Genomic DNA, 22,099 nt, shown 5'->3' with positions numbered 1-22,099 from the left:
CAGGCTGGCTGCTTCCAGTTTGAACTCCGGAGAGAAATGTCGTCGTCCCATCTCGGTACACCTCATGGTCATGGTGGCAAATTACCACCTATCGGGGTGTCCAAGATCAGTGAACCACTTCACCTCCCCGCGCGAGCGGGGGTGTTTCTTGGGAATGCAAGCAGTGGAACGAGGCCAAGGCAATTCCCCGCGTGAGCGGGGGTGTTTCCAAGGCGAACCCGCACAATGGGTACAACAAACTGACTTCCTCGCGCGAGCGGGGTGTTTTCTTTGGAACGATAGGCTCTTTTCAAGTACCTGTTGGCCTTCCCGGTGCGGGCCCCGTGGCAGGCCTTCGGAACGGAAAAGCCCCTCGGTTGAGGCCTGACTTGGATTGCTGGAGTCAGGCGTTGGCCGAGGGGCGTGATCGACATTTAGCCTAGCAGGTTGTTACTTGTTTCGCGGCCTCTGATCCTCGTAAGAATCCGGCGGCGGATTCATGCTTAGACGATTCGTCATTAAGTTCTGATCAATCTCTGTACAATGCCCCTCTTTAAAACCGGTCATGGCGTGACACAAACGCGCGCTACCCGGCGATCGCTCGTGAAAACTTTTGTGTACATATTGGTGTACATAACAACCCGGAATTCGAATGTCAGACCAGAATAAATCTAGCGATGTCAAGAACTTGCGGAACATCGCAATTATCGCCCACGTTGACCACGGCAAGACCACGCTGGTCGACCGCCTCCTGCAGCAATCCGGCACTCTCGATGCCCGCACCGACCACGGTGAACGGGTCATGGACTCAAACCAGATCGAGAAGGAGCGGGGCATCACGATCCTGGCCAAGAACACGGCGATCAAATGGCAGTCTCCCGAGGGTGAAGACTGGCGCATCAACATCGTCGACACCCCGGGACACGCCGACTTCGGCGGCGAGGTCGAGCGGGTCATGTCGATGGTCGACTCGGTGCTGCTGCTGGTCGACGCGGTCGACGGCCCGATGCCGCAGACGCGCTTCGTCACCCAGAAGGCCTTCGAGCACGGCCTGAAGCCGATCGTGGTGATCAACAAGATCGACCGTCCGGGCGCGCGCCCGGACTGGGTTATCAACGAGGTGTTCGACCTGTTCGACCGCCTGGGCGCCAGCGACGACCAGCTCGACTTCCCGATCGTCTACGCCTCGGCACTGAACGGCTACGCCAGCCTGGACGAGAACGTGCGCGAGGGCGACATGACCCCGCTGTTCGAGACGATCACCAAGCGTGTGCCGGCGCCGGACGTCGATCCCGACGGTCCGTTCCAGATGCAGGTCTCCAGCCTCGACTACAACTCCTACGTCGGCGTGATCGGCGTCGGCCGGATCAAGCGCGGCCGGGTCAAGACCAATACCCAGGTCAAGATCGTCGGCCGCGAGGGCGAGGTGCGTAACGGTCGCATCCTGCAGATCATGGGCTTCCACGGTCTCGATCGCGTCGAGGTCGACTCGGCCCAGGCCGGCGACATCATCGCCTTCTCCGGTGTCGACCCGCTCTATATCTCCGACACGCTCTGCGACCCGGAAAACGTCGAGGCACTGCCGGCGCTGACCGTCGACGAGCCGACCGTCTCCATGACCTTCCAGGTCAACACCTCGCCGTTCGCCGGTCGCGAGGGCAAGTACCTCACCAGTCGCCAGATCCGCGAGCGACTCGAGCGCGAGCTGGTTCACAACGTGGCGCTGCGCGTCGAGCAGGGCGACGACCCGGACAAGTTCCGCGTCTCCGGCCGCGGCGAGCTGCACCTGTCGGTGCTGATCGAGAACATGCGCCGCGAGGGCTACGAGCTGGGCGTTTCGCGCCCCGAGGTCATCGTCCGCGAGGTCGACGGCGAGAAGCAGGAACCCTACGAGCAGCTGGTCGTCGACATCGAGGAGCAGCACCAGGGTGGCGTGATGGAAAAGCTCGGCCTGCGCCGTGGCGAGATGCGCAACATGGAACCGGACGGCCAGGGCCGCGTGCGCCTGGAGTTCATCATCCCGTCGCGCGGCCTGATCGGCTTCCGTACCGAGTTTCTGACCGCGACCCAGGGCAGCGGCCTGCTGTTCTCGGTCTTCGATCACTACGGTCCGTACCAGCCGGGCATGGTCGGTCAGCGCAACAACGGCGTGCTGATTGCCTCCGACACCGGCAAGGCGCTGGCCTATGCGCTCTACAACCTGCAGGATCGCGGTCGCCTGATGATCGGTCACAGTGACGAGGTCTACGAAGGCCAGGTCGTGGGCATCCACGCCCGTGACAACGACCTGACCGTCAACGTGCTCAAGGGCAAGAAGCTGACCAACGTCCGTGCCGCCGGCACCGACGAGGCGCTCACCCTGACCCCGCCGATCCGCTACACGCTTGAGCAGGCGCTCGAGTTCATCGACGATGACGAGCTGGTCGAAGTCACGCCCGAGTCGATCCGGATCCGCAAGAAGTACCTGACCGAGAACGAGCGCAAGCGCGCCAGCCGGGGTTCCTGATCGCGGCGCGGTCCGGTTCGGGCGGTTCGGCTCGACCGAGCCCCGTCCGGGGGCGGGGGCGTCCGCAGTGAGAGAGGCAAGCGATGTTTGACAACCTTTCCCAGCGACTCGGTGGACTGCTCGATGGCCTGAAGGGCCAGGGGCGCCTGACCGAGGACAACATCAAGGATGCCCTGCGCGAGGTGCGCATGGCACTGCTGGAGGCCGACGTGGCCCTGCCGGTGGTGCGCGAGTTCATCAAGGACGTCCGCGAGCGCGCCGTCGGCGCCGAGGTGGCCAAGAGCCTCCAGCCGGGTCAGGTGTTCGTCAAGATCGTCAATGACGAACTGACCCGCCTGATGGGTTCGGAGAACGCCGAGCTCGATCTCGCCGCCCGTCCACCGGCCGTGATCCTGATGGCCGGCCTGCAGGGCGCGGGCAAGACCACCACCGCGGGCAAGCTCGGTCGCTGGCTCAAGAACAACCAGAAGAAAAAGGTGCTGGTGGTCTCGGCCGACGTGTATCGCCCGGCGGCGATCGACCAGCTCGAGACGGTGGCCAAGCAGGTTGGCGTCGACTTCTTCCCCTCGACCAGCGACCAGAACCCGGTCGAGATCGCCAAGGCCGCCCGCAAGGAGGCCGAGCTCAAGTTCTACGACGTGCTGATCGTCGATACGGCCGGTCGCCTGCACGTCGACGAGGAGATGATGGGCGAGGTCGCCCGCATCCACGGCGCGGTCGATCCGGTCGAGACGCTATTCGTCGTCGACGCGATGACCGGCCAGGACGCGGCCAACACCGCCCAGGCCTTCCACGAGCAGCTGCCGCTGACCGGGGTGATCCTGACCAAGGCCGACGGTGACGCCCGCGGCGGGGCGGCGCTGTCGGTGCGTCAGGTCACCGGCAAGCCGATCAAGTTCCTCGGCGTGGGCGAGAAGCTCGACGCGCTCGAGCCGTTTCACCCGGACCGGATCGCGTCGCGCATCCTCGGCATGGGCGACGTGGTTTCCCTGGTCGAGCAGGCGCAGGAAACCGTCGATGCCGACAAGGCCAAGGCGCTGGCCGACAAGGTGCGTTCGGGCAAGGGCTTCACCCTCGAGGACATGCGCGACCAGTTCAGCCAGATGCTCAAGATGGGCGGCATGGGTGGCCTGATGGACAAGCTGCCCGGCATGGGCAAGCTTGGTGCCGATGCGCAGAAGCACATCGACGACAAGGACATCGTGCGCATGATCGCGATCATCGATTCGATGACGCCGGGCGAGCGCCAGCGCCCGGAGATCATCAAGGGCTCGCGCAAGCGCCGCATCGCGAACGGTTCGGGCATGCAGGTCCAAGACGTCAACCGCCTGCTCAAGCAGTACCGCGACATGCGCGACATGATGAAGAAGCTCTCCGGCGGCGGCATGAAGAAGATGATGCGCGCCATGAAGGGGCGCATGCCGGGCCTGCCGTTCTGACGACAGGCGGCCCCACGGGTAGCGCGCTTTGGGCGCGCGTGCCGCTCCGGTATACTGCCCGGCTTTGAACGTCTGGGAAGCGGTCGTCGCGACCGGTTCCCCAGCCGGCGAGAGTGGCGGAATTGGTAGACGCACTGGTTTTAGGTACCAGCGCCTGACGGCGTGAGAGTTCGAGTCTCTCCTCTCGCACCAGATCCCGATAGGCGTCCCGCCACGCGTTGGCGGGGCGAACAACATTCAGACATTTGTTTTTTTCGAGGTATCGCATCCATGCAGGTTGAATTGCAGCCGGCCGAAGGCCTGACCCGTCGCCTGGCGATCGAGGTTCCCGCCAACGAGATCGACGAGCAGGTCGAGAAGCGTCTCAAGGACATGCGCGGTCGCGTCCGCATCGACGGGTTCCGTCCGGGCAAGGCCCCGCTGTCGGTGATCCGCATGCAGTACGCCGGCCGGGTGCGTGACGACGTGATCGGCGACGTCATGGGCCAGAGCTTCCAGAAGGCCGTCGAGGAAAACGACCTGCGCGTTGCCGGCCAGCCGAGCATCGAGTCGATCGAGAACAACAAGGCCGGCGAGGCCCTGAAGTTCACCGCCGCCGTCGAGGTCTACCCGGAGATCGAGCTGGGCGACCTGTCCAAGCTCAAGATCGAGACCGTGACCAGCGAGGTGTCCGACGAGGACGTCGACGAGATGATCGACACCCTGCGCAAGCAGAACGCGGACTGGAAGAAGGTGCGTCACAAGGCGCGCAAGGGCGAGAAGGTCACCATCAACTTCGTCGGCAAGATCGACGGCGAGGCCTTCGAGGGTGGCTCGGCCGAAGGCGTCGAGGTGATCCTGGGCGAAGGGCAGATGCTGCCGGACTTCGAGAAGGGCCTGAAGGGCATCAAGCCGGGCGAGCCGGTCACGATCGAGGTGAACTTCCCGGAGGAATACCAGGCCGAGCACCTGGCCGGCAAGACCGCCGAATTCGAGATCGAGGCCACCCAGGTCGAAGAGCAGGTGCTGCCCGAGGTCGATGACGAGTTCGCCAAGAAGTTCGGCGCCGATTCGGCCGACAAGCTGCGCGAGGACGTGCGCGAGAACATGGAGCGCGAGCTCAAGCAGACCATGCGTCGTCGCAACAAGGATCGCACCATCGAGGCCCTGACCGACTCGCTCGAGTTCGATGTGCCCTCGACGCTGATCGACGACGAGGCCGTCTCGATGCGCGACCAGTTCGTCCGCAACCAGATGCCGCAGGCGGATGCCTCCAAGCTCGATCCGTCGCTGTTCAAGGAGCAGGCCGAGAAGCGCGTGCGCATGGGTCTGGTGATCATGGAAGTGGTCAAGGAAGCCGACCTCAAGCCGGAAGACGAGCGCGTCGATGCCTTCATCAACGAGATCGCTCAGGCCTACGACGAGCCAGAGCAGGTGGTCGCTCACTACAAGGGCGATCACCAGATGATGAGCAACGCCCGCACCGTGGTCCTTGAAGAACAGGCCGTCGAGCATATCCTTGGCAAGGCCAAGGTCAGCGAGAAGAAGGTTCCCTTCAAGGAACTGATGAACCCGCAGGGCTGAAATCCCGGGTAGTCGATAGCTGACTGGAATCTGGCCGCCCTCGAGGCGGCCGAACCGTTTATACCGAGGTGATGAATGAAAGAGGCGTTTGAAAGCCACCATGGCGGCCAACCGGAAATGAATGCCCTGGTACCGATGGTTGTCGAGCAGAGCTCCCGGGGCGAGCGCGCCTACGACATCTACTCGCGCCTGCTCAAGGAGCGGGTGATCTTCGTGGTCGGTCCGATCGAGGACCAGATGGCCAACCTGATCGTTGCCCAGCTGCTGTTCCTCGAGTCCGAGAACCCGGACAAGGACATCCACCTCTACATCAACTCGCCGGGTGGCGTGGTCACCGCCGGCATGGCGATCTACGACACCATGCAGTTCATCAAGCCCGACGTCTCGACGCTCTGCATCGGCCAGGCGGCCAGCATGGGCTCGTTCCTGCTCGCCGGCGGGGCCGAGGGCAAGCGCTACGCGCTGCCGAACTCGCGCATCATGATCCACCAGCCGCTGGGCGGCTTCCAGGGCCAGGCCTCGGACATCAAGATCCACGCCGAGGAGATCATCAAGCTGCGCGAGCGTCTCAACAGCATCCTGTCGCATCACACCGGCAAGAGCCTCGAGCAGCTCGAGCGCGACACCGATCGCGACAACTTCATGACGGCCGATCAGGCTTGCGACTACAATCTGGTCGACAAGGTACTCACCAGCCGACAGAAGGCCGGCAAGGCGGACTGATCCCCCGGCGGATCGCTCCAGGCCCATCGCGCCCGGAAAACGGTCGCGACCCATTCAGCCGACCGGCCGAGCCGGGTACCGCTCGGCCGCACCGACCCACGAGGTTCGACGAGAACAGCCATGGCTGAGAAGACGAAAGACACGCAGGATCTGATCTGCTCGTTCTGCGGCAAGAGCCAGGACGAGGTCAAGAAACTGATCGCCGGTCCGAACATCTACATCTGCGACGAATGCGTCGAACTGTGCAACGACATTCTGCGTGAAGAGGTGGAGGCCGAGGGCGAGAACGGCCCCGAGCGTCTGCCGACCCCGCACGAGCTGGTCGCCGCACTCGACGAGTACGTCATCGGCCAGATGACCGCCAAGCGCGCGCTGGCCGTGGCCGTCTACAACCACTACAAGCGTCTCAACCTGTTCGGCGAGCGCCACCGTGATGCCGAGGAAGACGACGTCGAGCTGTCGAAGTCGAACATCCTGCTGATCGGCCCGACCGGTTCGGGCAAGACGCTCCTGGCCCAGACCCTGGCGCGCGTGCTGGACGTGCCGTTCACCATCGCCGATGCGACCACGCTCACCGAGGCGGGCTATGTCGGCGAGGACGTCGAGAACATCCTGCAGAAGCTCCTGCAGCGCTGCGACTACGACGTCGAGAAGGCCCAGCACGGCATCATCTACATCGACGAGATCGACAAGATCACGCGCAAGTCCGAGAACCCGTCGATCACCCGCGACGTCTCGGGCGAGGGCGTGCAGCAGGCGCTCCTGAAGATGATCGAGGGCACCACCGCCTCGGTGCCGCCGCAGGGCGGGCGCAAGCACCCGCAGCAGGAATTCGTCCAGATCGATACCAGCAACATGCTGTTCATCGTCGGCGGCGCGTTCGCGGGGCTCGAGAACATCATTCGCCAGCGGGTCGAGAAGGGCGGCATCGGCTTCTCCGCCGAGGTGAAGTCCGAGCTCGACCAGAAGGCCACCGACGAATTGATGGCGCAGATCGAGTCGGAAGACCTGACCCGCTTCGGCCTGATCCCCGAGTTCATCGGCCGCCTGCCGGTCATCGCCACGCTCACGGAGCTCGACGAGGACGCGCTGATCCGCATCCTGACCGAGCCGAAGAACGCGCTGACCAAGCAGTACGAGCGCCTGTTCGAGATGGAGGACGTCGAGCTCGAATTCCGCGAGGACGCCCTGCGCGAGATCGCCAAGAAGGCCATCCGTCGCCGCACCGGCGCGCGTGGTCTGCGCACGATCATGGAGCACATCCTGCTCGACACCATGTACGAGGTGCCGTCGCTCTCGAACGTCGAGAAGGTGGTGGTCGACGGGGCGGTGGTTCGCGCCGAGTCGGAGCCCTACATCGTCTACGGCAAGGGCCGCGGCGAGTCGGCAGAAGAGACGAAGGGCGACGAGACGGCCGCCGAGCACGACAAGGCTTCGTCGGATCGTTGATCCGCTCGCCTTTGCTTGTCCCGACCCCTGCACCCCGGCCTGTCCGGGGTGTTTTCATGTGGGGCACGGCAAGCGTTTTGCGCGCCCGGTTTCTGACAGAACCCGCTTGAAAAGCTATTCTCCGGTCATACGTCAGGGGAAACCCACTGACTTGCGATCCGCGCCCACTCGCGCGCCCGACCACCCGAATACACCGCCATCACGGCGCTACAGGTATACCCCTATATGAGTCACAGCGAAGAAACATCCGCCGTCATCACGGGCTCGCCGCGTCAGGTCGACGTGCTGCCCCTGCGCGATGTCGTCGTCTACCCGCACATGGTGATCCCGCTGTTCGTCGGCCGGCCGAAATCGGTCGCCGCCCTCGACGAGGCGGTCAAGGGCAGCAAGCAGTTGCTGTTGGTCGCGCAGAGGGACGCCGAGAACGACGATCCGGGTGTGGGTGACCTCCACCAGGTCGGCACGCTCGCCTCGATCCTGCAACTGCACAAGCTGCCCGACGGCACCATCAAGGTGCTTGTCGAGGGCATCGAACGGGTCGAGCTCGATCGCGTCCACGAGCTCGACGGTCACCTGACCGCCGAGGTCCACTCGATCGAGTCGACCTCCGAGACCGACGAGCGCGAGGTCGAGCTCGAGGCGCGCGCGCTGCTCAACCAGTTCGAGAGCTACGTCAAGCTCAACAAGAAGACCCCGCCGGAGGTGCTGACCTCGCTGTCCGGCATCGACGACGTCTCGCGCCTGGCCGACACCATCGCCGCGCACATGGCCCTCGGGCTGGAGGAGAAGCAGGCGATCCTCGAGACGATCGACCTGCACCAGCGCATCGAGCGGCTGATGATGCTGATCGAGTCCGAGATCGACACGCTGCAGGTCGAGCGCCGCATCCGCGGGCGCGTCAAGCAGCAGATGGAGAAGAGCCAGCGCGAGTACTACCTCAACGAGCAGATGAAGGCCATCCAGAAGGAGCTCGGCGAACTCGAGGACGGCGGCAACGAGCTGGACGATCTCGAGAACAAGATCGAGAAGGCCGGCATGACCAAGGAGGCCCGCGACAAGGCGCGCTCCGAGCTCAACAAGCTCAAGATGATGTCGCCGATGTCCGCCGAGGCCTCGGTGGTGCGCAGCTACCTCGACTGGATGATCGCAGTGCCGTGGAAGAAGCGCACCCGCATCAAGCACGATCTCGAGGCGGCCGAGGCGGTGCTCGAGGCCGATCACTTCGGCCTGGAAAAGGTCAAGGAGCGGATCATCGAGTACCTCGCGGTCCAGACCCGCGTGCGCAAGATGGCCGGTCCGATCCTGTGCCTCGTCGGCCCGCCGGGCGTGGGCAAGACCTCGCTGGGCCAGTCGATCGCCAAGGCGACCAACCGCAAGTTCGGCCGGATCGCCCTGGGCGGGGTGCGCGACGATGCCGAGATCCGCGGTCACCGTCGGACCTACGTCGGCGCGCTGCCGGGCCGGATCGTGCAGGCGCTGTCCAAGGTCGGCACCAAGAACCCGCTGATCCTGCTCGACGAAATCGACAAGATGGCCTCCGACTTCCGTGGCGATCCGGCCGCGGCCATGCTCGAGGTGCTCGATCCCGAGCAGAACAAGGCCTTTGCCGATCACTACATGGACGTCGACATCGATCTGTCCGAGGTGATGTTCGTCTGCACGGCCAACAGCTACAACATCCCCGGGCCGTTGCTCGACCGGATGGAGACCATCCGCATCGCCGGGTACACCGAGGACGAGAAGACCGAGATCGCCAAGCGCTACCTGCTGCCCAAGCAGATCAAGGCCAACGGCCTGAAGGAGGGCGAGCTCAAGGTCAGCGACAACGCCGTCCGCGACATCATTCGCCACTACACCCGCGAGGCGGGCGTGCGCAATCTCGAGCGCGAACTGGCGAAGATCTGCCGCAAGGTGGTCCGCGAGCTGATCACCGCCAAGGACAAGTCGGGCGTCTCGGTCACGCCGAAGAACCTCGACAAGTACCTTGGCGTGCAGCGCTTCGATTACGGTCGCGCCGAGGAAACCGACCAGGTGGGGCAGGTCACCGGGTTGGCCTGGACCGAGGTCGGCGGTGATCTCCTGACGATCGAGGCGACCACGGTGCCCGGCAAGGGCAACCTCAAGTACACCGGCAAGCTCGGTGAAGTGATGCAGGAGTCCATCCAGGCCGCACTGACCGTCGTGCGCGCCCGTGCCGACACCCTGGGCATCGACACGGACTTCAACCAGAAGTGCGACATCCACGTCCACGTCCCGGAAGGGGCCACGCCGAAGGACGGCCCGTCGGCGGGCAGCGCGATGTGCACGGCGATCGTCTCGGCGCTGACCGGCATCCCGGTCAAGGCCTCGGTGGGCATGACCGGCGAGATCACCCTGCGCGGCGAGGTGCTGCCCATCGGCGGCCTCAAGGAAAAGCTCCTTGCCGCCCAGCGCGGCGGGATCGAGACCGTCCTGATCCCCGAGCAGAACCGCAAGGACCTCGCCGAGATCCCGGACCAGATCAAGAAGAAGCTGGATATCCGTCCGGTGCGCTGGATCGACCAGGTGCTCGAGGCGGCCCTCGTGCGCATGCCAATGCCCAACGAGACCACGCCCTCCGGTGACGTGGGCCTGATCGAGAAGAAAAAGCGCGGCGGCAAGGGCAAGAACCTGGCCCACTGAGGCAGGTCGCGGCCCGCGCCCGGCTCCGGTCGGTCGCGTTGCCGGGACGTGCATGACCGGGTCCAGTACCCCGACGTGCAAGAAAACCACACCGCCCCTCCACAACCGGAGGGGCGGTTTGTTTGTATGGGGCGTGCAGCGATCGTCGGGTTACTGGATGGATTTGGCGGTTTGCCTGCCTACCTGTCGCGCCAGAATGCGCGTTACGCGGGCGATTTGCGTGTTGACACGCCGAAGGTCGCACTTGTATAACTGTTTTCGCTGTTTCCGTGCGGTGGCCAGCTGCGCCGCGTCCTGACGCTGACGCGCGGTGAGCCGGGACCCGAACAGACACTTTTTTCACCAAGGGATGACAAGGTATGAACAAATCTGAACTGATCGATGCGATGGCCGACAACGCTGGCATTTCCAAGTCGGCGGCCGCGAGTGCCCTGGATGGTTTCATCGATGCCGTTGGTGGCGCGCTGAAGAAAGGCGATCAGGTCACGCTGGTGGGTTTCGGGACCTTCCTGGTTCGCGAGCGTGAGGCCCGGACTGGCCGTAACCCGCGCACCGGCGAGACGATCAACATCAAGGCCTCCAAGCTGCCGTCCTTCAAGGCGGGCAAGGGCCTCAAGGACGCGGTCAACTGATCGATCCAGACGGAAAGCATCCGGTGGGCCGGCCGCATTGATGGCCGGCCCACCGACGAGAAGGGGCGGAGACGCCCCTTTCTTTTTGCCCGGCGCTTTTCCCTTGAACCGCGCCTCTGGTCGCGCCCTGACCCGGCCGACGGCCGGTTGAAGGCGCGGCGAGAGAACCGGCGCACCGGTGCCTTGGCTGGCGCCCGGCGCCCGAGGGTGGCCGGGGGAACCCGGGAGCGGCATGGGTTGGCAGGCCCGGCCCTGCTATCATGCCGCTCGGTTTGCACCGATACCGAGCCGTCGGAGCGACGGCCGCGCCCACACCACCAAGACAGACCCGAAGCGGGAGTGACCTAGACATGTTGATGGATATCCGCGAGAAGATTCGCGGCTGGCTGGCCTATGTAATCGTTGGTTTGATCAGCATCCCGTTCGCCTTGTGGGGTGTGGGCGAGTACCTCGGTGGCGGCAAGGAGCAACCGGTCGCCGAGGTCGACGGCGAGGAAATCACGGCCCGTCAACTCGATCAGGCCTTCAGCGAGCGCCGTCAGCAGTTGATCGCCCAGAGCGAGCAGCAGATCACCGCCGAAATGATCGAGCGCATGGGCCTCAAGCGCCAGGTGCTCGACCAGATGATCAACGAGCGCCTGCTGGTCCAGTTCATCCGGGAGCAGGGCTACGCCGTGCCCGATGGCCTGGTCGCCGCCACCATTCGCGGCATTCCCGCCTTCGAGCGCGACGGCGAGTTCGACCGCGAGGCCTACGAACGCCGCCTGGCCCAGCAGGGCATGACGGTCGAGCAGTTCGAGAACGACGTGCGCCGCGACCTGCTGTTCAACACCCTCGACAACGCCTTGATCGGCAGTGCCTTCGTCACCGAGCCCGAGGTGCGCCAACTGGTTGCCCTGCGTGACCAGATGCGCGAGGTCGGCCTGGTGCGTCTCGACCGCGAGACGGTTGCCGCCGGCATCGCCGAGCCCGACGAGTCGACCCTCAAGGCGTATTACGACGAGCGCGTGGATGCCTTCCAGCGGCCGGAGCAGGTGCGCCTGGCGTACGTGGAGATCAGCCCGGAGAAACTGGCGGCCTCCCAGGAAGTCAGTGACGCGGCCCTGCAGGCCGCCTATGACGATTATCGCGAGCGGATGGCCGACGAGGCGGTTCGCCGTGCCCGTCACATCCTGATCCAGCTGCCCAGCGACGCCGACGCGGCCACGGTCGACGAGGCGCGCGAGCGGCTCGAGGCGGCGCGCGAGGCCATCATGGCCGGCGAGGCGAGCTTCGAGGAGAAGGTCGCCGAGCTGAGTGACGACGGCAGCACTCGCGAGAATGGGGGTGACCTGGGTCGCGTGGGCGAAGGGGAGATCGCCGAGTCCTTCGACCGGGCCGTGGCCGAGCTGGGCGAGGGCGAGATCAGCGAGCCGGTGCGCACCCGTTTCGGCTGGCACCTGATCGAGGTCTACGAGGTGGGTCAGGCCGAGGTGCCGCCGCTCGAGCAGGCGCGTGGCGAGCTGATCGAGCAACTCAAGCAGGACGCCGCCGAGCGTGCCTACTACGATGCCGCCGAGCAGCTGGCCAGCATCAGCTACGAGCAGCCGGACAGCCTGGTGCCCGCCGCCGAGGCCGTTGGCCTCGAGATCGAGACCAGCGACTGGATCAGCCGCGAATCCGGCGAGGGCATCGGTGAGCACCGGGCCGTGCGCGACGCCGCCTTCGACGAGGCGGTGCTCGAGGAGCGCTTCAACAGCCAGCTGATCGATCTCGACAACAGCCATGGCGTGGTCGTGCGCGTCGAGGAGTACCGCGAGGCCCAGCCGTTGCCGTTCGAAGAGGTCCGGGACCAGGTGCTCGCGCAATGGCGTGCCGAGCGAATCGAGACGGAGATGGCCGAGCTGGCCGAGGCGATCGAGTCCGATCTGGCCGCCGGCCAGGACCCCGCCGAGCGCGTGGCCGAGGTGGAAGCGGCCAGCTGGAGCGCCCCGGCCTGGGTCGGTCGGGGCGATGCCGGCGCGAGCATGCCGCGCGATGCCCTGGCGGCGGCGTTTGCCCTCACCCCGCCGGAGGGTGATGCCCCGGCCACCGCGACGACCGAGCTCGACAATGGCGATCGGGCCGTGCTGGTCCTGACCGGCGTGCGTGCCGGCGAGCCGGCCGAGCTGGACGCCGAGACGCGCAATCGTCTCGCCGGCCAGTTGGAGAACAACCAGGCCAATCGTCTGATCGACGCCTTCATGCGTTCCCTGCGCGCCGGGGCGGAGGTCGAAATCCGCGAGAGCGCCTTCGACTGACGGCGACCGTGCACGCCCGCCCTGATTCGGGCGGGCGAACCGGAGTGTTTGCATGGCCCTGCACTGGCAGATCCTGACCGCCCTGGCCGCCGCCTTCCTGGTCGGTGCCGTGTTCGGCACCGAGGCGGCCGGCATCCCGTTGCTGTCCATCTACGAGTTCGTCGGCGGCTTGTTCCTCGACGCGCTCAAGATGCTGATCGTGCCCCTGATCACCGCCTCGATCATCACCGGGGTGGCAAGCATCGGCAGTGCCGGCGGGGTGGGGCAGATGGCCGGCCGCACCGTGATCTACTACCTGTTCTCCACCACCCTGGCGGTGACCACTGCCCTGATGGTGATGAACCTGTTCCAGCCGGGCATCTCGGGCGGGCAGCCGCTCTCGGAGACCGTGGCCCTGCCGCCGATCGGCGACGAGGTCAGCGGTCGGCTGGAGGGCAAGGAACTGTCCGAGTTCTTCAATATCCTGCGCGACATGGTGCCGGCGAACATCGTCGAGGCCGGCGCCGAGGCCCAGATGCTCGGCCTGATCTTCTTCTCGGTGCTGTTCGGCATCGCCCTGACGCGGGCGACCTCGCCAGGCATGCAGACGGTCAAGGATTTCTGGGCCGGCGTGCAGGACGTGATGGTCCAGATCACCCACTGGGTGATGAAGGTCGCGCCGATCGGCGTGTTCGCGCTGGTGGCCGGGGTGATCGCGGAGAGCGGCCTGTCGGTGATCCTGCCGATGATCGACTTCTTCCTGGCCGTGGTCATGGGGCTCGCGATCCACGCGCTGGTGGTGTTGCCCCTGGTGCTCTGGCTCGTGACCCGGCGATCGCCGATCCGTTTCATGCGCGCGATCTGGCCGGCACTGCTGGTGGCCTTCTCGACCAGCTCGTCGGCCGGCACCCTGCCGGTCACCCTGCAGGCACTCACCCAGCGTGCCGGCGTCTCGCGCGAGACCTCCTCGTTCGTGCTACCGCTGGGCGCGACCATCAACATGGACGGCACCGCGCTCTACGAATGCGCGGCGGTGCTGTTCATCGCCCAGGCCTACGGCGTGGACCTGTCGCTGTCGATGCAGGTGCTGATCGTCGTGCTCGCCCTGGTCACCTCGGTGGGCGTGGCCGCCGTGCCGTCGGCGAGCCTGGTCGCGATCGCCCTGATCCTGGGCGTACTCGGCCTGCCGCTGGAGGCCATGGGGCTGCTGCTGGTGGTCGACCGGCTGCTGGATATGCTGCGCACCTCGGTCAACGTCTACAGCGACGCGACCGGCGCGGTGATCATTGCCAAGCTGCGTGGCGAGGAGCGTGTCCTGATGGACACCCGTCCCGACGAGGGTGCCGAGACCGGCGAGCCGGCCGGGGCCGCCGAGCGCGGCTAGGATCGGATAACATCCGGACCCGTAAAAAAGCCCGCCGATGGCGGGCTTTTTTCGTGGGGGCCTCTCGGCGGCGTCAGTATTCCAGGGTGTCGAGATCGATCGTGTCGAAGTTGGACTCGTCGACCTCGACGTTGTCCTGGATATTCCAGAGGTTGTATTCCGGGATCGCCCAGAGCAGGCCGAGGAAGGCGACCACCAGGATGACCTGCCACCACTTGACCCGCTGGATCGGCTCGAGCCGCTTGATGCGGCAGGCGCCACCCGGGCAGAGCTGCGCCTGCTTGCCGGTCAGCAGGTTGTAGGCCACGCAGCCCAGGCAGATGCCGAAGGCCGACTCGAAGGCCAGGAACAGCAGGCAGGCCGAGCAGCCGATCAGGTTCATCAGGCCGGTGTTCGCCTCGATGAACACCACCCAGATCATGAACGCCGCGATCAACAGGCCGATGCCCCAGGCCACCCGTTTCTGCGGTGCGCCGACGTACTCGACTTCCTGGTTGCGCGTGATCAATCGCCCCATGATCATGAACGGGGCGTACTGCGGGTTGATCAATACCCGGATGCCGAACTCGACCGTGAAGGCGAGGATCAGCAGGCGTTCCCACATGAAATCGCCGGTGAGAAACCCCTGGGCGAAGGCAAAGCCGGCGAACAGCGCCAGCACGCCGGCGGCGGCCCGCGCCTCGCGCTCGTTGATGACCCGGACCGGGTACTCGTCGACCTGTTCGCCGAAATGAAAGACCTTGCGGATGCCAGTATCCATCGTCCCTGTTTCCTCCAGTATGTCCTGATTAACTGATATTCCTGTTTTAGGAATGGTGGTGGCGGGCAATCCCCTTTTCCAATCAAAGTTTTCTCGGTGGGACCTCGTGTTTTTATCGGTCTTGCCAACGCCGGCGGAGGGCAACGAAAAAGGGCGCCCGAGGGCGCCCTGATCTCGCGTCGTCGCCGACGGGGTTCAGTCCTCGCAACGACCCATGCCGGTGATGAAGTAGCCCGAGTCGACGTGGACGTTCTCGCCGGTCACGCCCGAGGCGAGGTCCGAGCACAGGAAGGCAGCGGTGTTGCCGACCTGCTCGATGGTGACGTTGCGGCGCAGCGGCGCGTTGGTGGCGACGTAATCGAGGAAGCCCTTGAAATCGCCGATGCCCGAGGCGGCCAGCGTCTTGATCGGACCCGCGGAAATCGCGTTGACGCGGATGCCGCGCTCGCCCAGCCGAGAGCCGGCGAGATAGCGCACGGTCGCCTCCAGCGAGGCCTTGGCCACGCCCATGACGTTGTAGTTCTTCATCACGCGCTCGGCGCCCAGGTAGCTCAGGGTCAGCAGCGCGCCCTCGTCGCGGATGTACGTCTCGCCGGCCTTGGCCAGGGCGGCGAGCGAGTAGGCGGAGACGTCGTGGGCCTGAGCGAACGCCTCGCGGGACATCCCGTCGAGGAAGTCGCCGTCGAGTGCCTCGCGCGGGGCGAAGGCCATCGCATGGATGACGATGTCGACACCTTCCGGCCAGTGCTCGGCCAGAGCCGGGAACAGGGCGTCGACCTGTTCGTCGTCGGTGGCATCGAAGGGCAGGTAGATGTCGGAGCCCAGGTCCTTGGTGGCCTTCTCGACCTTCGGCTTGAAGCGCTCACTGAGATAGGTGAAGGCCAGTTCGGCGCCTTCGCGGTGCATGGCCTCGGCGATGCCGTAGGCGATCGAGCGGTTGTTGGCGATGCCGGTGATCAGGGCACGCTTGCCGGATAGGAATCCCATGGGTCTCTCCTTGTGTTCGAAAAGGGGGCGACGGCCGCATCGGGCCGACGGCGAAAACCGCCGGATGATGCTTGGTCTGCGTTCGATTTTCACCGTATTGTATTCGCCTGATGATCAACAAGCATCCCACAGAGCTACATTGCCCCTCGGTTAGGGACGACACGGCCGACCCGCCGCGGGGCGAGAACCTGCTCTCGCCCGACCGGCGCCTGTTCCTGCGTCGACTGGCCGGTATCGGTGGCATCGCCGCGATGGGCGCCGGGCCGGGGCTGTCCCGGGCGGCGGGCTTCGCCGAGGCGCTTGGCTACGACCCCGGTTATTCGGCTGACCTGTCGCACTTCGAGTACGTCAATCCCCGCGCCCCGCGCGAGGGCTCGCTGACCCTGTCGGTATTCGGTACCTTCGATTCGCTCAACCCCTTCGTCCTCAAGGGGCTGGCCGCTACCGGCACCAACAGCCTGCTGTTCGACACCCTGGTGGTGCGGGCCTGGGACGAGCCGTTCTCGGTCTACGGCCTGCTGGCCGACCGGCTGGAACTGGCCGAAGACGGCCTGTCGGCCACGTTCCGCATCAATGCCGACGCCCGGTTCGTCAACGGCCGCCCCGTTACGGCGCATGACGTGGTGTTCAGCTTCGAGACCCTGGTGGGCGAATCGGCCCATCCCCGCTACCGCTACTACTGGGCGGATGTCAGTGGTGCCGAGGCGGTCGATGCGCGGCACGTGCGCTTCGACTTCCGCCGCGTCAATCCCGAACTGCACATGATCATCGGCGAGCTGCCGGTGTTCTCCCGCGATGCACTCGCCGAGGTGGATTTCGCCGATTACTCGCGCACGCCGCTGCCGGGCAGTGGCCCCTACGCGATCGAGGCGATCAATTTCGGTCGCGATATCCGCTATCGCCGCCGGGACGACTACTGGGCGAAGGACCTGGGCGTGAACCGCGGTCAGCACAACTTCCGCACGCTGGGTTTCAAGTACTACAAGGACGAGACGGTCGCGCTCGAGGCATTCAAGGCCGGCGAGTTCGACGTCTTCCACGAGACCAATTCCAAGCGCTGGGCGCGCGCCTACCACGGCAAGCCGTTCGACGAGGGGCGCATCCGTCGCCGCGAGATCCCGCATGACAACAACGCCGGCATGCAGGGCTTCGCCATGAACACGCGCCGGTCACTGTTCGCCGATCGCCGCGTCCGTCGGGCACTGAATCTCGCCTTCGATTTTCACTGGTCGAACGTGCACCTGTTCTACGGCCAGTACAGTCGTTGCGACAGCTACTTCGCCAACAGCGAGCTGGCCGCGCGCGACATCCCGGAGGGCGCCGAGCTCGATCTCCTGGCGCCACACCGGGACCGGTTGCCGCCCGAGCTGTTCGAGCAGGCCCACGTGGTGCCCTTCGCGCCCACCCCTGAGATCCAGCGTCAGCACCTGGTCCAGGCCCAGCAGTTGCTGGCACAGGCCGGCTGGGGGCTGGAGGACGGCAAGCTGCGCAACGCCGACGGCGAACCGTTCGCCTTCGAGATCATGCTGGCGCAGCGCGGCTTCGAGCGGATCGTCGCGCCGTTCGCCTACAACCTGCGCCGGCTGGGGATCGACGTCTCCTACCGCACCATCGACGTGGCGCTCTACCAGCGGCGCATGAACCGCTTCGAGTTCGACATGACCGTGGTCTCCTACGGCCAGTCGCAATCGCCGGGCAACGAGTTGCGCGAGATGTTCGGCAGCGAATCGGCGCACCGCGAGGGGTCGAGGAACTACAGTGGGGTGGATGACCCGGTGGTGGACGCCATGATCGAGGCGGTGATCTACGCCGAGGACCGCGAGGCCCTGGTGACCGCCTGCCGGGCGCTCGACCGGGTGCTGATGTGGAATGAGTACCTGGTGCCGAACTGGTACATCGGCGCGCATCGCCTCGCGTGGTGGAACCGGTTCGGCTACCACGATGAGCCGCTGCCACGTTATTTCAGCGGGGCGGAATGGGTGATGCAGACTTGGTGGGAAACCCATGCCGAACCCCAGCCGGGGCCGGTGGTCAACGACGTGAGCAGCCTGAATGGAGGGAGCCCGTCATGAATCCAATCGTTCCGCCGGTAGCACGCGGCGCATCGTCGGTGTCGATGGGCGCGCGGTTCCGACCCCGCCGGTTGCCACGGCTCGCCACTGGGATGGCCCGGGTAATGGCCTTGGCGATGGGCCTGGCGATGGTCTTGGGGTTCGCCGGCTGCGCCTCGCCGCAGTACGCCACCGAGGTGCGCTACCTGCCACCTGCGACCGAGGCCGGCCGGTCCTGCCTGCGTGGCTGCCAGACCGACATGCAGGCCTGCCAGGCCGATTGCCAGTCGCGTCGCGAGAGCTGCATCGCCGGCATCCAGCCGCAGGTGGAGGCGGCCTTCGACCAGGCCCTGCGCCAGTACGAGGCCGAGCGACGCGTCTACATGCGCGAGCGCCAGTACTACCAGCTCGACCGGGCGATGCAGTTCGGGCTGTACCGTGACCCGTTCTACTACGGCTACCCGGCCTCGTTCTGGTTCACCGACCGCTTCTACGACGACCCGCCGATTCCGCCCGAGGCCCCCAGCCGCGAGGCGATCCGCGCGGCGGTGATCGACCAGGAATGCAACATCGACTGCGGCTGTCAGGCCGCCTTCGACCAGTGCTATGTCGGCTGCGGCGGGCAGGTCGAGCGTCGCGTGGTCTGCGTGGAGAATTGCGACGGCGAGGCGCCGGTCTCGCGCATCCCGTCCAGTCCGACCGCCGAACCGTCATCAAGGGGCGGGGGGCAATAGATGGGCGCCTATATCGCCAAGCGCCTGGCCCTGATGATCCCGACCCTGTTCGGGATCCTGCTGATCTCGTTCGCCGTGATCCAGTTCGTCCCCGGCGGGCCGGTCGAGCAGCTGATGATGCAGTTGAAGGGCGGTGCCCAGGGCGCGGCGGCCGAGTCGGGTGGCCAGTTCACCGGCGGGCTCTACCGCGGCGAGCAGGGGCTGGGCGAGGAGCAGATCGAGCAGTTCCGCGAGTTCTACGGCTTCGACCAGCCGGCCTGGCAGCGTTTCGGCGATATGCTCGGCAACTACCTGACCTTCGACCTGGGCGAGTCCTACTTCTACCAGCGGTCCGTCGGCGAGCTGATCGTCGAGAAGCTGCCGGTCTCGATCAGTCTCGGGGTGTGGACCTTCCTGCTCACGTATCTCGTCTCCATCCCGCTCGGGGTGGCCAAGGCGGTGCGCGACGGCAGCAAGTTCGACTCGATCACCTCGACGGTGATCCTGGTCGGCTACGCCATCCCGGGCTTCGTGCTCGGCCTGGTACTGCTGGTGCTGTTCGGCGGTGGCAGCTTCGTGCAGTGGTTCCCGCTGCGCGGGCTGACCTCGGACAACTTCGAGCAGCTCTCGCTGATGGGCAAGATCCTCGACTATCTCTGGCACCTGGTGCTGCCGATCACCGCGATGGTGGTGGGCAACTTCGCCGTGATGACCATGCTGACCAAGAACAGCTTCCTCGAGGAGATAAGAAAGCAGTACGTGCTTACCGCGCGCGCCAAGGGCCTGGCCGAGCGCACGGTGCTCTACCGCCACGTCTTCCGCAATGCGCTGATTCCGATCGTGACGGGCTTTCCGGCGGCGTTCATCGGTGCGTTCTTCACCGGCAGCCTCCTGATCGAGACCATCTTCTCGCTCGACGGGCTTGGGCTGCTCTCGTACAACGCGGTGCTGCAACGTGACTATCCCGTGGTGCTGGGCACGCTCTACGTCTTCAGCCTGATCGGGCTGTTCGGCAAGCTGCTCTCCGACCTGGTGTATGTCTGGGTCGATCCGCGTATCCACTTCGAGGCGGTACGGTAAATGGGCGAGGAGACCTCGTAGATGTCGATTGTCGATGCCGGAGCGGACACGGCCGTCACCAAGGGCAGTGGCGCCGAAGGGCAGGTTTCCACGGCGGCACGCGCCTGGAAGCGCTTCCGTCGCCATCGGCGCGGCTGGATCAGCCTGTGGGTGTTCCTGGCGCTGTTCGTCCTGAGTCTCGGTGCCGAACTGATCGCCAACGACCGGCCGCTGATCGCCCAGTACCAGGGCGAGCTGCTGTTCCCGCTGTGGAACGACTACCCCGAAACGCGCTTCGGCGGGGATTTCGCCACCGCCGCGGACTACACCGACCCGTACGTGATCGAGCTGATCGAGCGCGAGGGCTGGGTGATCCGCGCGCCGATCCCGTTCTCCTTTGACACCATCGACTACTACAACGAGGAGCCCAACCCGGCCGCGCCCAACAGTCGCCACCTGCTGGGCACCGACGACCGTGGCCGCGACGTGGCCGCCCGGCTGATCTACGGCTTTCGCATCTCGGTGCTGTTCGCGCTGGCCCTGACGGTGATCGGCACGGCGATCGGCGTGCTCGCCGGTGCCGTGCAGGGCTATCTCGGTGGCAAGACCGACCTCGTCTTCCAGCGCTTCATCGAGGTCTGGGCCGCACTGCCGGAGCTGTATCTGCTGATCATCTTCGCCTCGATCTTCGAGCCGTCGATCGGACTGCTGCTGGCCCTGCTGGCCCTGTTCGGCTGGATGGGGCTGTCGGACTACGTGCGCGCCGAGTTCCTCAAGGGGCGCAACCTCGACTACGTCCGGGCCGCCCGCGCGCTGGGGGTCTCGGGCCCGCGGCTGATGTTCCGCCACCTGATGCCCAATGCCATGACCCCGGTGATCACCTTCCTGCCGTTTCGCATCTCCGGGGCGGTGCTGGCCCTGACCAGCCTCGACTTCCTCGGCCTGGGCGTGCCGCCGTCGACGCCCTCGCTGGGCGAGCTGCTCTCGCAGGGCAAGAGCAACATCGACGCCTGGTGGCTGTCGGTCTCGACCTTCTTCGTCCTGGTGGGCACGCTGGTGCTGCTGATCTTCGTCGGCGAGGCCACCCGCGACGCGCTCGACACCCGCCGCGGCTGAGCCGGCCTCCCGGTAGGAGCGGCGTTAGCCGCGAAACCCTCAGGTGCCAGAACCAGACCATCGCGCCTGAAGGCGCTCCTACGGTATTTGTCGGCGAGGTAGGGAGCCGCGTCAGCGGCCGTCCCGGCCAGACCGCGCCCGGCTTCGGATGGGCTCGAATTCATCCGGCTTCCCTTGCCACCCGGCCGACCCGCTCGGGTATCATGGGGCGCATTCATTCTCGCCCACCCGCCCCGTCACGGATCGATCGCGCATGCCCAAGAAATCCCGCCAGAATCGACTTCCCGGCCAGGCCTATGCCCCGGGGATCCACGCCCGCCTGTGGCTGATCGACGAGGCCGGCGAGCACTATCTGGGGGTGGGAAAGGTGCGCCTGATGGAGGCCATCGACGAGCTCGGCTCGATCAGCCACGCCGCCCGTACGCTCGGCATGAGCTACAAGCGCGCCTGGTCGCTGATCCAGGAGGTCAACCAGCTCGAGGACGAGCCCTACGTGTCCAAGGAGGTCGGCGGCGCCGGCGGCGGTCACGCCACGGTTACCGAGACCGGCCGGGCGGCGATTGCCCGCTACCGCGAGCTCGAGGACGACCTGCGCGCCTTTCTTGCCCAGCGTGCCGAGAAGAAGGCCGGCAAGCGGGGAGGGCAGGCATGACCGACACGCTCCGCGAGCGCGCCGGCCGTGCCCTGCGCGACAACAACCCGGCGGCCAAGGCCGACGCCGTGCGCGCACTCTATGACGAGGCGATGGCCATGCCGGACGCCGAGGTGCCGCTGCCGCCCGTATCGGTCGAACCGGTGCCGGACCCGGGCCGCCCCGAG

The 22,099-nt window shown here is 65.8% G+C and carries 16 protein-coding genes and 1 tRNA gene; 15 read left to right on the top strand and 2 right to left on the bottom strand.

The features are described from left to right. Positions 1 to 631 precede the first annotated feature (631 nt). The 10 genes from typA to FAZ79_RS09895 all read left to right on the top strand — a co-directional run bounded on the left by typA (position 632) and on the right by FAZ79_RS09895 (position 14,594). Entirely contained in the window at positions 632 to 2,485 is a 1,854-nt protein-coding gene (gene typA / locus FAZ79_RS09940; RefSeq protein ID WP_136867815.1) for a translational GTPase TypA, read from the top strand. A gap of 83 nt (positions 2,486 to 2,568) precedes the next feature. Continuing rightward, positions 2,569 to 3,924 carry a signal recognition particle protein gene (gene ffh / locus FAZ79_RS09935; protein ID WP_136867814.1) on the top strand — a complete coding sequence of 452 codons (1,356 nt, stop codon included), beginning with the start codon at positions 2,569 to 2,571 and terminating at the stop codon, positions 3,922 to 3,924. A gap of 107 nt (positions 3,925 to 4,031) precedes the next feature. Next, positions 4,032 to 4,116 (top strand) — tRNA-Leu (locus FAZ79_RS09930). A 78-nt stretch (positions 4,117 to 4,194) separates the two neighbouring features. Then, on the top strand, positions 4,195 to 5,487 hold the full coding sequence (gene tig, locus FAZ79_RS09925; protein ID WP_136867813.1) for a trigger factor: 1,293 nt from the start codon (positions 4,195 to 4,197) through the stop codon (positions 5,485 to 5,487). Between the two features lie 75 nt (positions 5,488 to 5,562). Then, a complete protein-coding gene (clpP, locus tag FAZ79_RS09920; RefSeq protein ID WP_136867812.1) occupies positions 5,563 to 6,210 on the top strand; it encodes an ATP-dependent Clp endopeptidase proteolytic subunit ClpP in 648 nt (215 codons plus the stop codon). 120 nt (positions 6,211 to 6,330) lie between these two features. Next, positions 6,331 to 7,659 carry an ATP-dependent Clp protease ATP-binding subunit ClpX gene (gene clpX / locus FAZ79_RS09915; protein ID WP_136867811.1) on the top strand — a complete coding sequence of 443 codons (1,329 nt, stop codon included), beginning with the start codon at positions 6,331 to 6,333 and terminating at the stop codon, positions 7,657 to 7,659. A gap of 225 nt (positions 7,660 to 7,884) precedes the next feature. Further along, positions 7,885 to 10,320 carry an endopeptidase La gene (lon, locus tag FAZ79_RS09910; protein ID WP_136867810.1) on the top strand — a complete coding sequence of 812 codons (2,436 nt, stop codon included), beginning with the start codon at positions 7,885 to 7,887 and terminating at the stop codon, positions 10,318 to 10,320. A gap of 359 nt (positions 10,321 to 10,679) precedes the next feature. Next, positions 10,680 to 10,952, top strand: coding sequence for an HU family DNA-binding protein (locus tag FAZ79_RS09905; RefSeq protein ID WP_125197932.1), 273 nt, complete (start codon positions 10,680 to 10,682; stop codon positions 10,950 to 10,952). 350 nt (positions 10,953 to 11,302) lie between these two features. After that, the gene (locus FAZ79_RS09900) at positions 11,303 to 13,231 is read left to right on the top strand and encodes a SurA N-terminal domain-containing protein (protein ID WP_169303671.1); all 1,929 of its coding nucleotides are present in this window, start codon (positions 11,303 to 11,305) and stop codon (positions 13,229 to 13,231) included. A 52-nt stretch (positions 13,232 to 13,283) separates the two neighbouring features. Beyond that, positions 13,284 to 14,594 carry a dicarboxylate/amino acid:cation symporter gene (locus tag FAZ79_RS09895; protein WP_136867808.1) on the top strand — a complete coding sequence of 437 codons (1,311 nt, stop codon included), beginning with the start codon at positions 13,284 to 13,286 and terminating at the stop codon, positions 14,592 to 14,594. A gap of 73 nt (positions 14,595 to 14,667) precedes the next feature. Here FAZ79_RS09895 and FAZ79_RS09890 read toward each other — a convergent pair whose 3' ends face one another. Both FAZ79_RS09890 and FAZ79_RS09885 read right to left on the bottom strand, forming a co-directional pair. After that, a complete protein-coding gene (locus FAZ79_RS09890; protein ID WP_136867807.1) occupies positions 14,668 to 15,354 on the bottom strand; it encodes a DUF4395 domain-containing protein in 687 nt (228 codons plus the stop codon). A 195-nt stretch (positions 15,355 to 15,549) separates the two neighbouring features. Further along, positions 15,550 to 16,341: an enoyl-ACP reductase gene (locus tag FAZ79_RS09885; RefSeq protein WP_136867806.1), complete on the bottom strand. Its 792-nt coding sequence runs from the start codon at positions 16,339 to 16,341 to the stop codon at positions 15,550 to 15,552. A gap of 110 nt (positions 16,342 to 16,451) precedes the next feature. Here FAZ79_RS09885 and FAZ79_RS09880 point away from each other — a divergent pair, with 110 nt between their 5' ends. The 5 genes from FAZ79_RS09880 to FAZ79_RS09860 all read left to right on the top strand — a co-directional run bounded on the left by FAZ79_RS09880 (position 16,452) and on the right by FAZ79_RS09860 (position 21,932). Then, positions 16,452 to 18,413 (top strand): extracellular solute-binding protein, encoded by a 1,962-nt coding sequence (locus FAZ79_RS09880; RefSeq protein WP_136867805.1) that lies wholly within the window; start codon positions 16,452 to 16,454, stop codon positions 18,411 to 18,413. Further along, complete coding sequence (locus tag FAZ79_RS09875) at positions 18,410 to 19,126, top strand: hypothetical protein (protein WP_169303670.1); 717 nt, start codon at positions 18,410 to 18,412, stop codon at positions 19,124 to 19,126. The genes FAZ79_RS09880 and FAZ79_RS09875 overlap by 4 nt, the downstream gene beginning before the upstream one ends. Then, positions 19,127 to 20,185 (top strand): microcin C ABC transporter permease YejB, encoded by a 1,059-nt coding sequence (gene yejB, locus FAZ79_RS09870; protein WP_136867803.1) that lies wholly within the window; start codon positions 19,127 to 19,129, stop codon positions 20,183 to 20,185. A gap of 21 nt (positions 20,186 to 20,206) precedes the next feature. Continuing rightward, positions 20,207 to 21,280: an ABC transporter permease gene (locus FAZ79_RS09865; protein ID WP_136867802.1), complete on the top strand. Its 1,074-nt coding sequence runs from the start codon at positions 20,207 to 20,209 to the stop codon at positions 21,278 to 21,280. Between the two features lie 253 nt (positions 21,281 to 21,533). Further along, the gene (locus tag FAZ79_RS09860; RefSeq protein WP_136867801.1) at positions 21,534 to 21,932 is read left to right on the top strand and encodes a LysR family transcriptional regulator; all 399 of its coding nucleotides are present in this window, start codon (positions 21,534 to 21,536) and stop codon (positions 21,930 to 21,932) included. The last annotated feature ends 167 nt before the right edge of the window (positions 21,933 to 22,099 follow it).

The organism is Guyparkeria sp. SB14A (assembly GCF_005096345.1).
GTDB lineage: Bacteria > Pseudomonadota > Gammaproteobacteria > Halothiobacillales > Halothiobacillaceae > Guyparkeria > Guyparkeria hydrothermalis.
This window is presented reverse-complemented; position numbering and strand designations above follow the sequence as displayed.

What these genes read in the sequence shown, in the direction of transcription:
- clpX (WP_136867811.1), top strand. Translation starts at nt 6,331, where the DNA reads ATGGCTGAGAAGACGAAAGACACGCAGGATCTGATCTGCTCGTTCTGC.
- FAZ79_RS09865 (WP_136867802.1), top strand. Translation starts at nt 20,207, where the DNA reads ATGTCGATTGTCGATGCCGGAGCGGACACGGCCGTCACCAAGGGCAGT.
- FAZ79_RS09880 (WP_136867805.1), top strand. Translation starts at nt 16,452, where the DNA reads ATGATCAACAAGCATCCCACAGAGCTACATTGCCCCTCGGTTAGGGAC.
- FAZ79_RS09885 (WP_136867806.1), bottom strand. Translation starts at nt 16,341, where the DNA reads ATGGGATTCCTATCCGGCAAGCGTGCCCTGATCACCGGCATCGCCAAC.
- tig (WP_136867813.1), top strand. Translation starts at nt 4,195, where the DNA reads ATGCAGGTTGAATTGCAGCCGGCCGAAGGCCTGACCCGTCGCCTGGCG.
- FAZ79_RS09875 (WP_169303670.1), top strand. Translation starts at nt 18,410, where the DNA reads ATGAATCCAATCGTTCCGCCGGTAGCACGCGGCGCATCGTCGGTGTCG.
- ffh (WP_136867814.1), top strand. Translation starts at nt 2,569, where the DNA reads ATGTTTGACAACCTTTCCCAGCGACTCGGTGGACTGCTCGATGGCCTG.
- yejB (WP_136867803.1), top strand. Translation starts at nt 19,127, where the DNA reads ATGGGCGCCTATATCGCCAAGCGCCTGGCCCTGATGATCCCGACCCTG.
- FAZ79_RS09900 (WP_169303671.1), top strand. Translation starts at nt 11,303, where the DNA reads ATGTTGATGGATATCCGCGAGAAGATTCGCGGCTGGCTGGCCTATGTA.
- FAZ79_RS09895 (WP_136867808.1), top strand. Translation starts at nt 13,284, where the DNA reads ATGGCCCTGCACTGGCAGATCCTGACCGCCCTGGCCGCCGCCTTCCTG.
- lon (WP_136867810.1), top strand. Translation starts at nt 7,885, where the DNA reads ATGAGTCACAGCGAAGAAACATCCGCCGTCATCACGGGCTCGCCGCGT.
- clpP (WP_136867812.1), top strand. Translation starts at nt 5,563, where the DNA reads ATGAAAGAGGCGTTTGAAAGCCACCATGGCGGCCAACCGGAAATGAAT.
- typA (WP_136867815.1), top strand. Translation starts at nt 632, where the DNA reads ATGTCAGACCAGAATAAATCTAGCGATGTCAAGAACTTGCGGAACATC.
- FAZ79_RS09905 (WP_125197932.1), top strand. Translation starts at nt 10,680, where the DNA reads ATGAACAAATCTGAACTGATCGATGCGATGGCCGACAACGCTGGCATT.
- FAZ79_RS09890 (WP_136867807.1), bottom strand. Translation starts at nt 15,354, where the DNA reads ATGGATACTGGCATCCGCAAGGTCTTTCATTTCGGCGAACAGGTCGAC.
- FAZ79_RS09860 (WP_136867801.1), top strand. Translation starts at nt 21,534, where the DNA reads ATGCCCAAGAAATCCCGCCAGAATCGACTTCCCGGCCAGGCCTATGCC.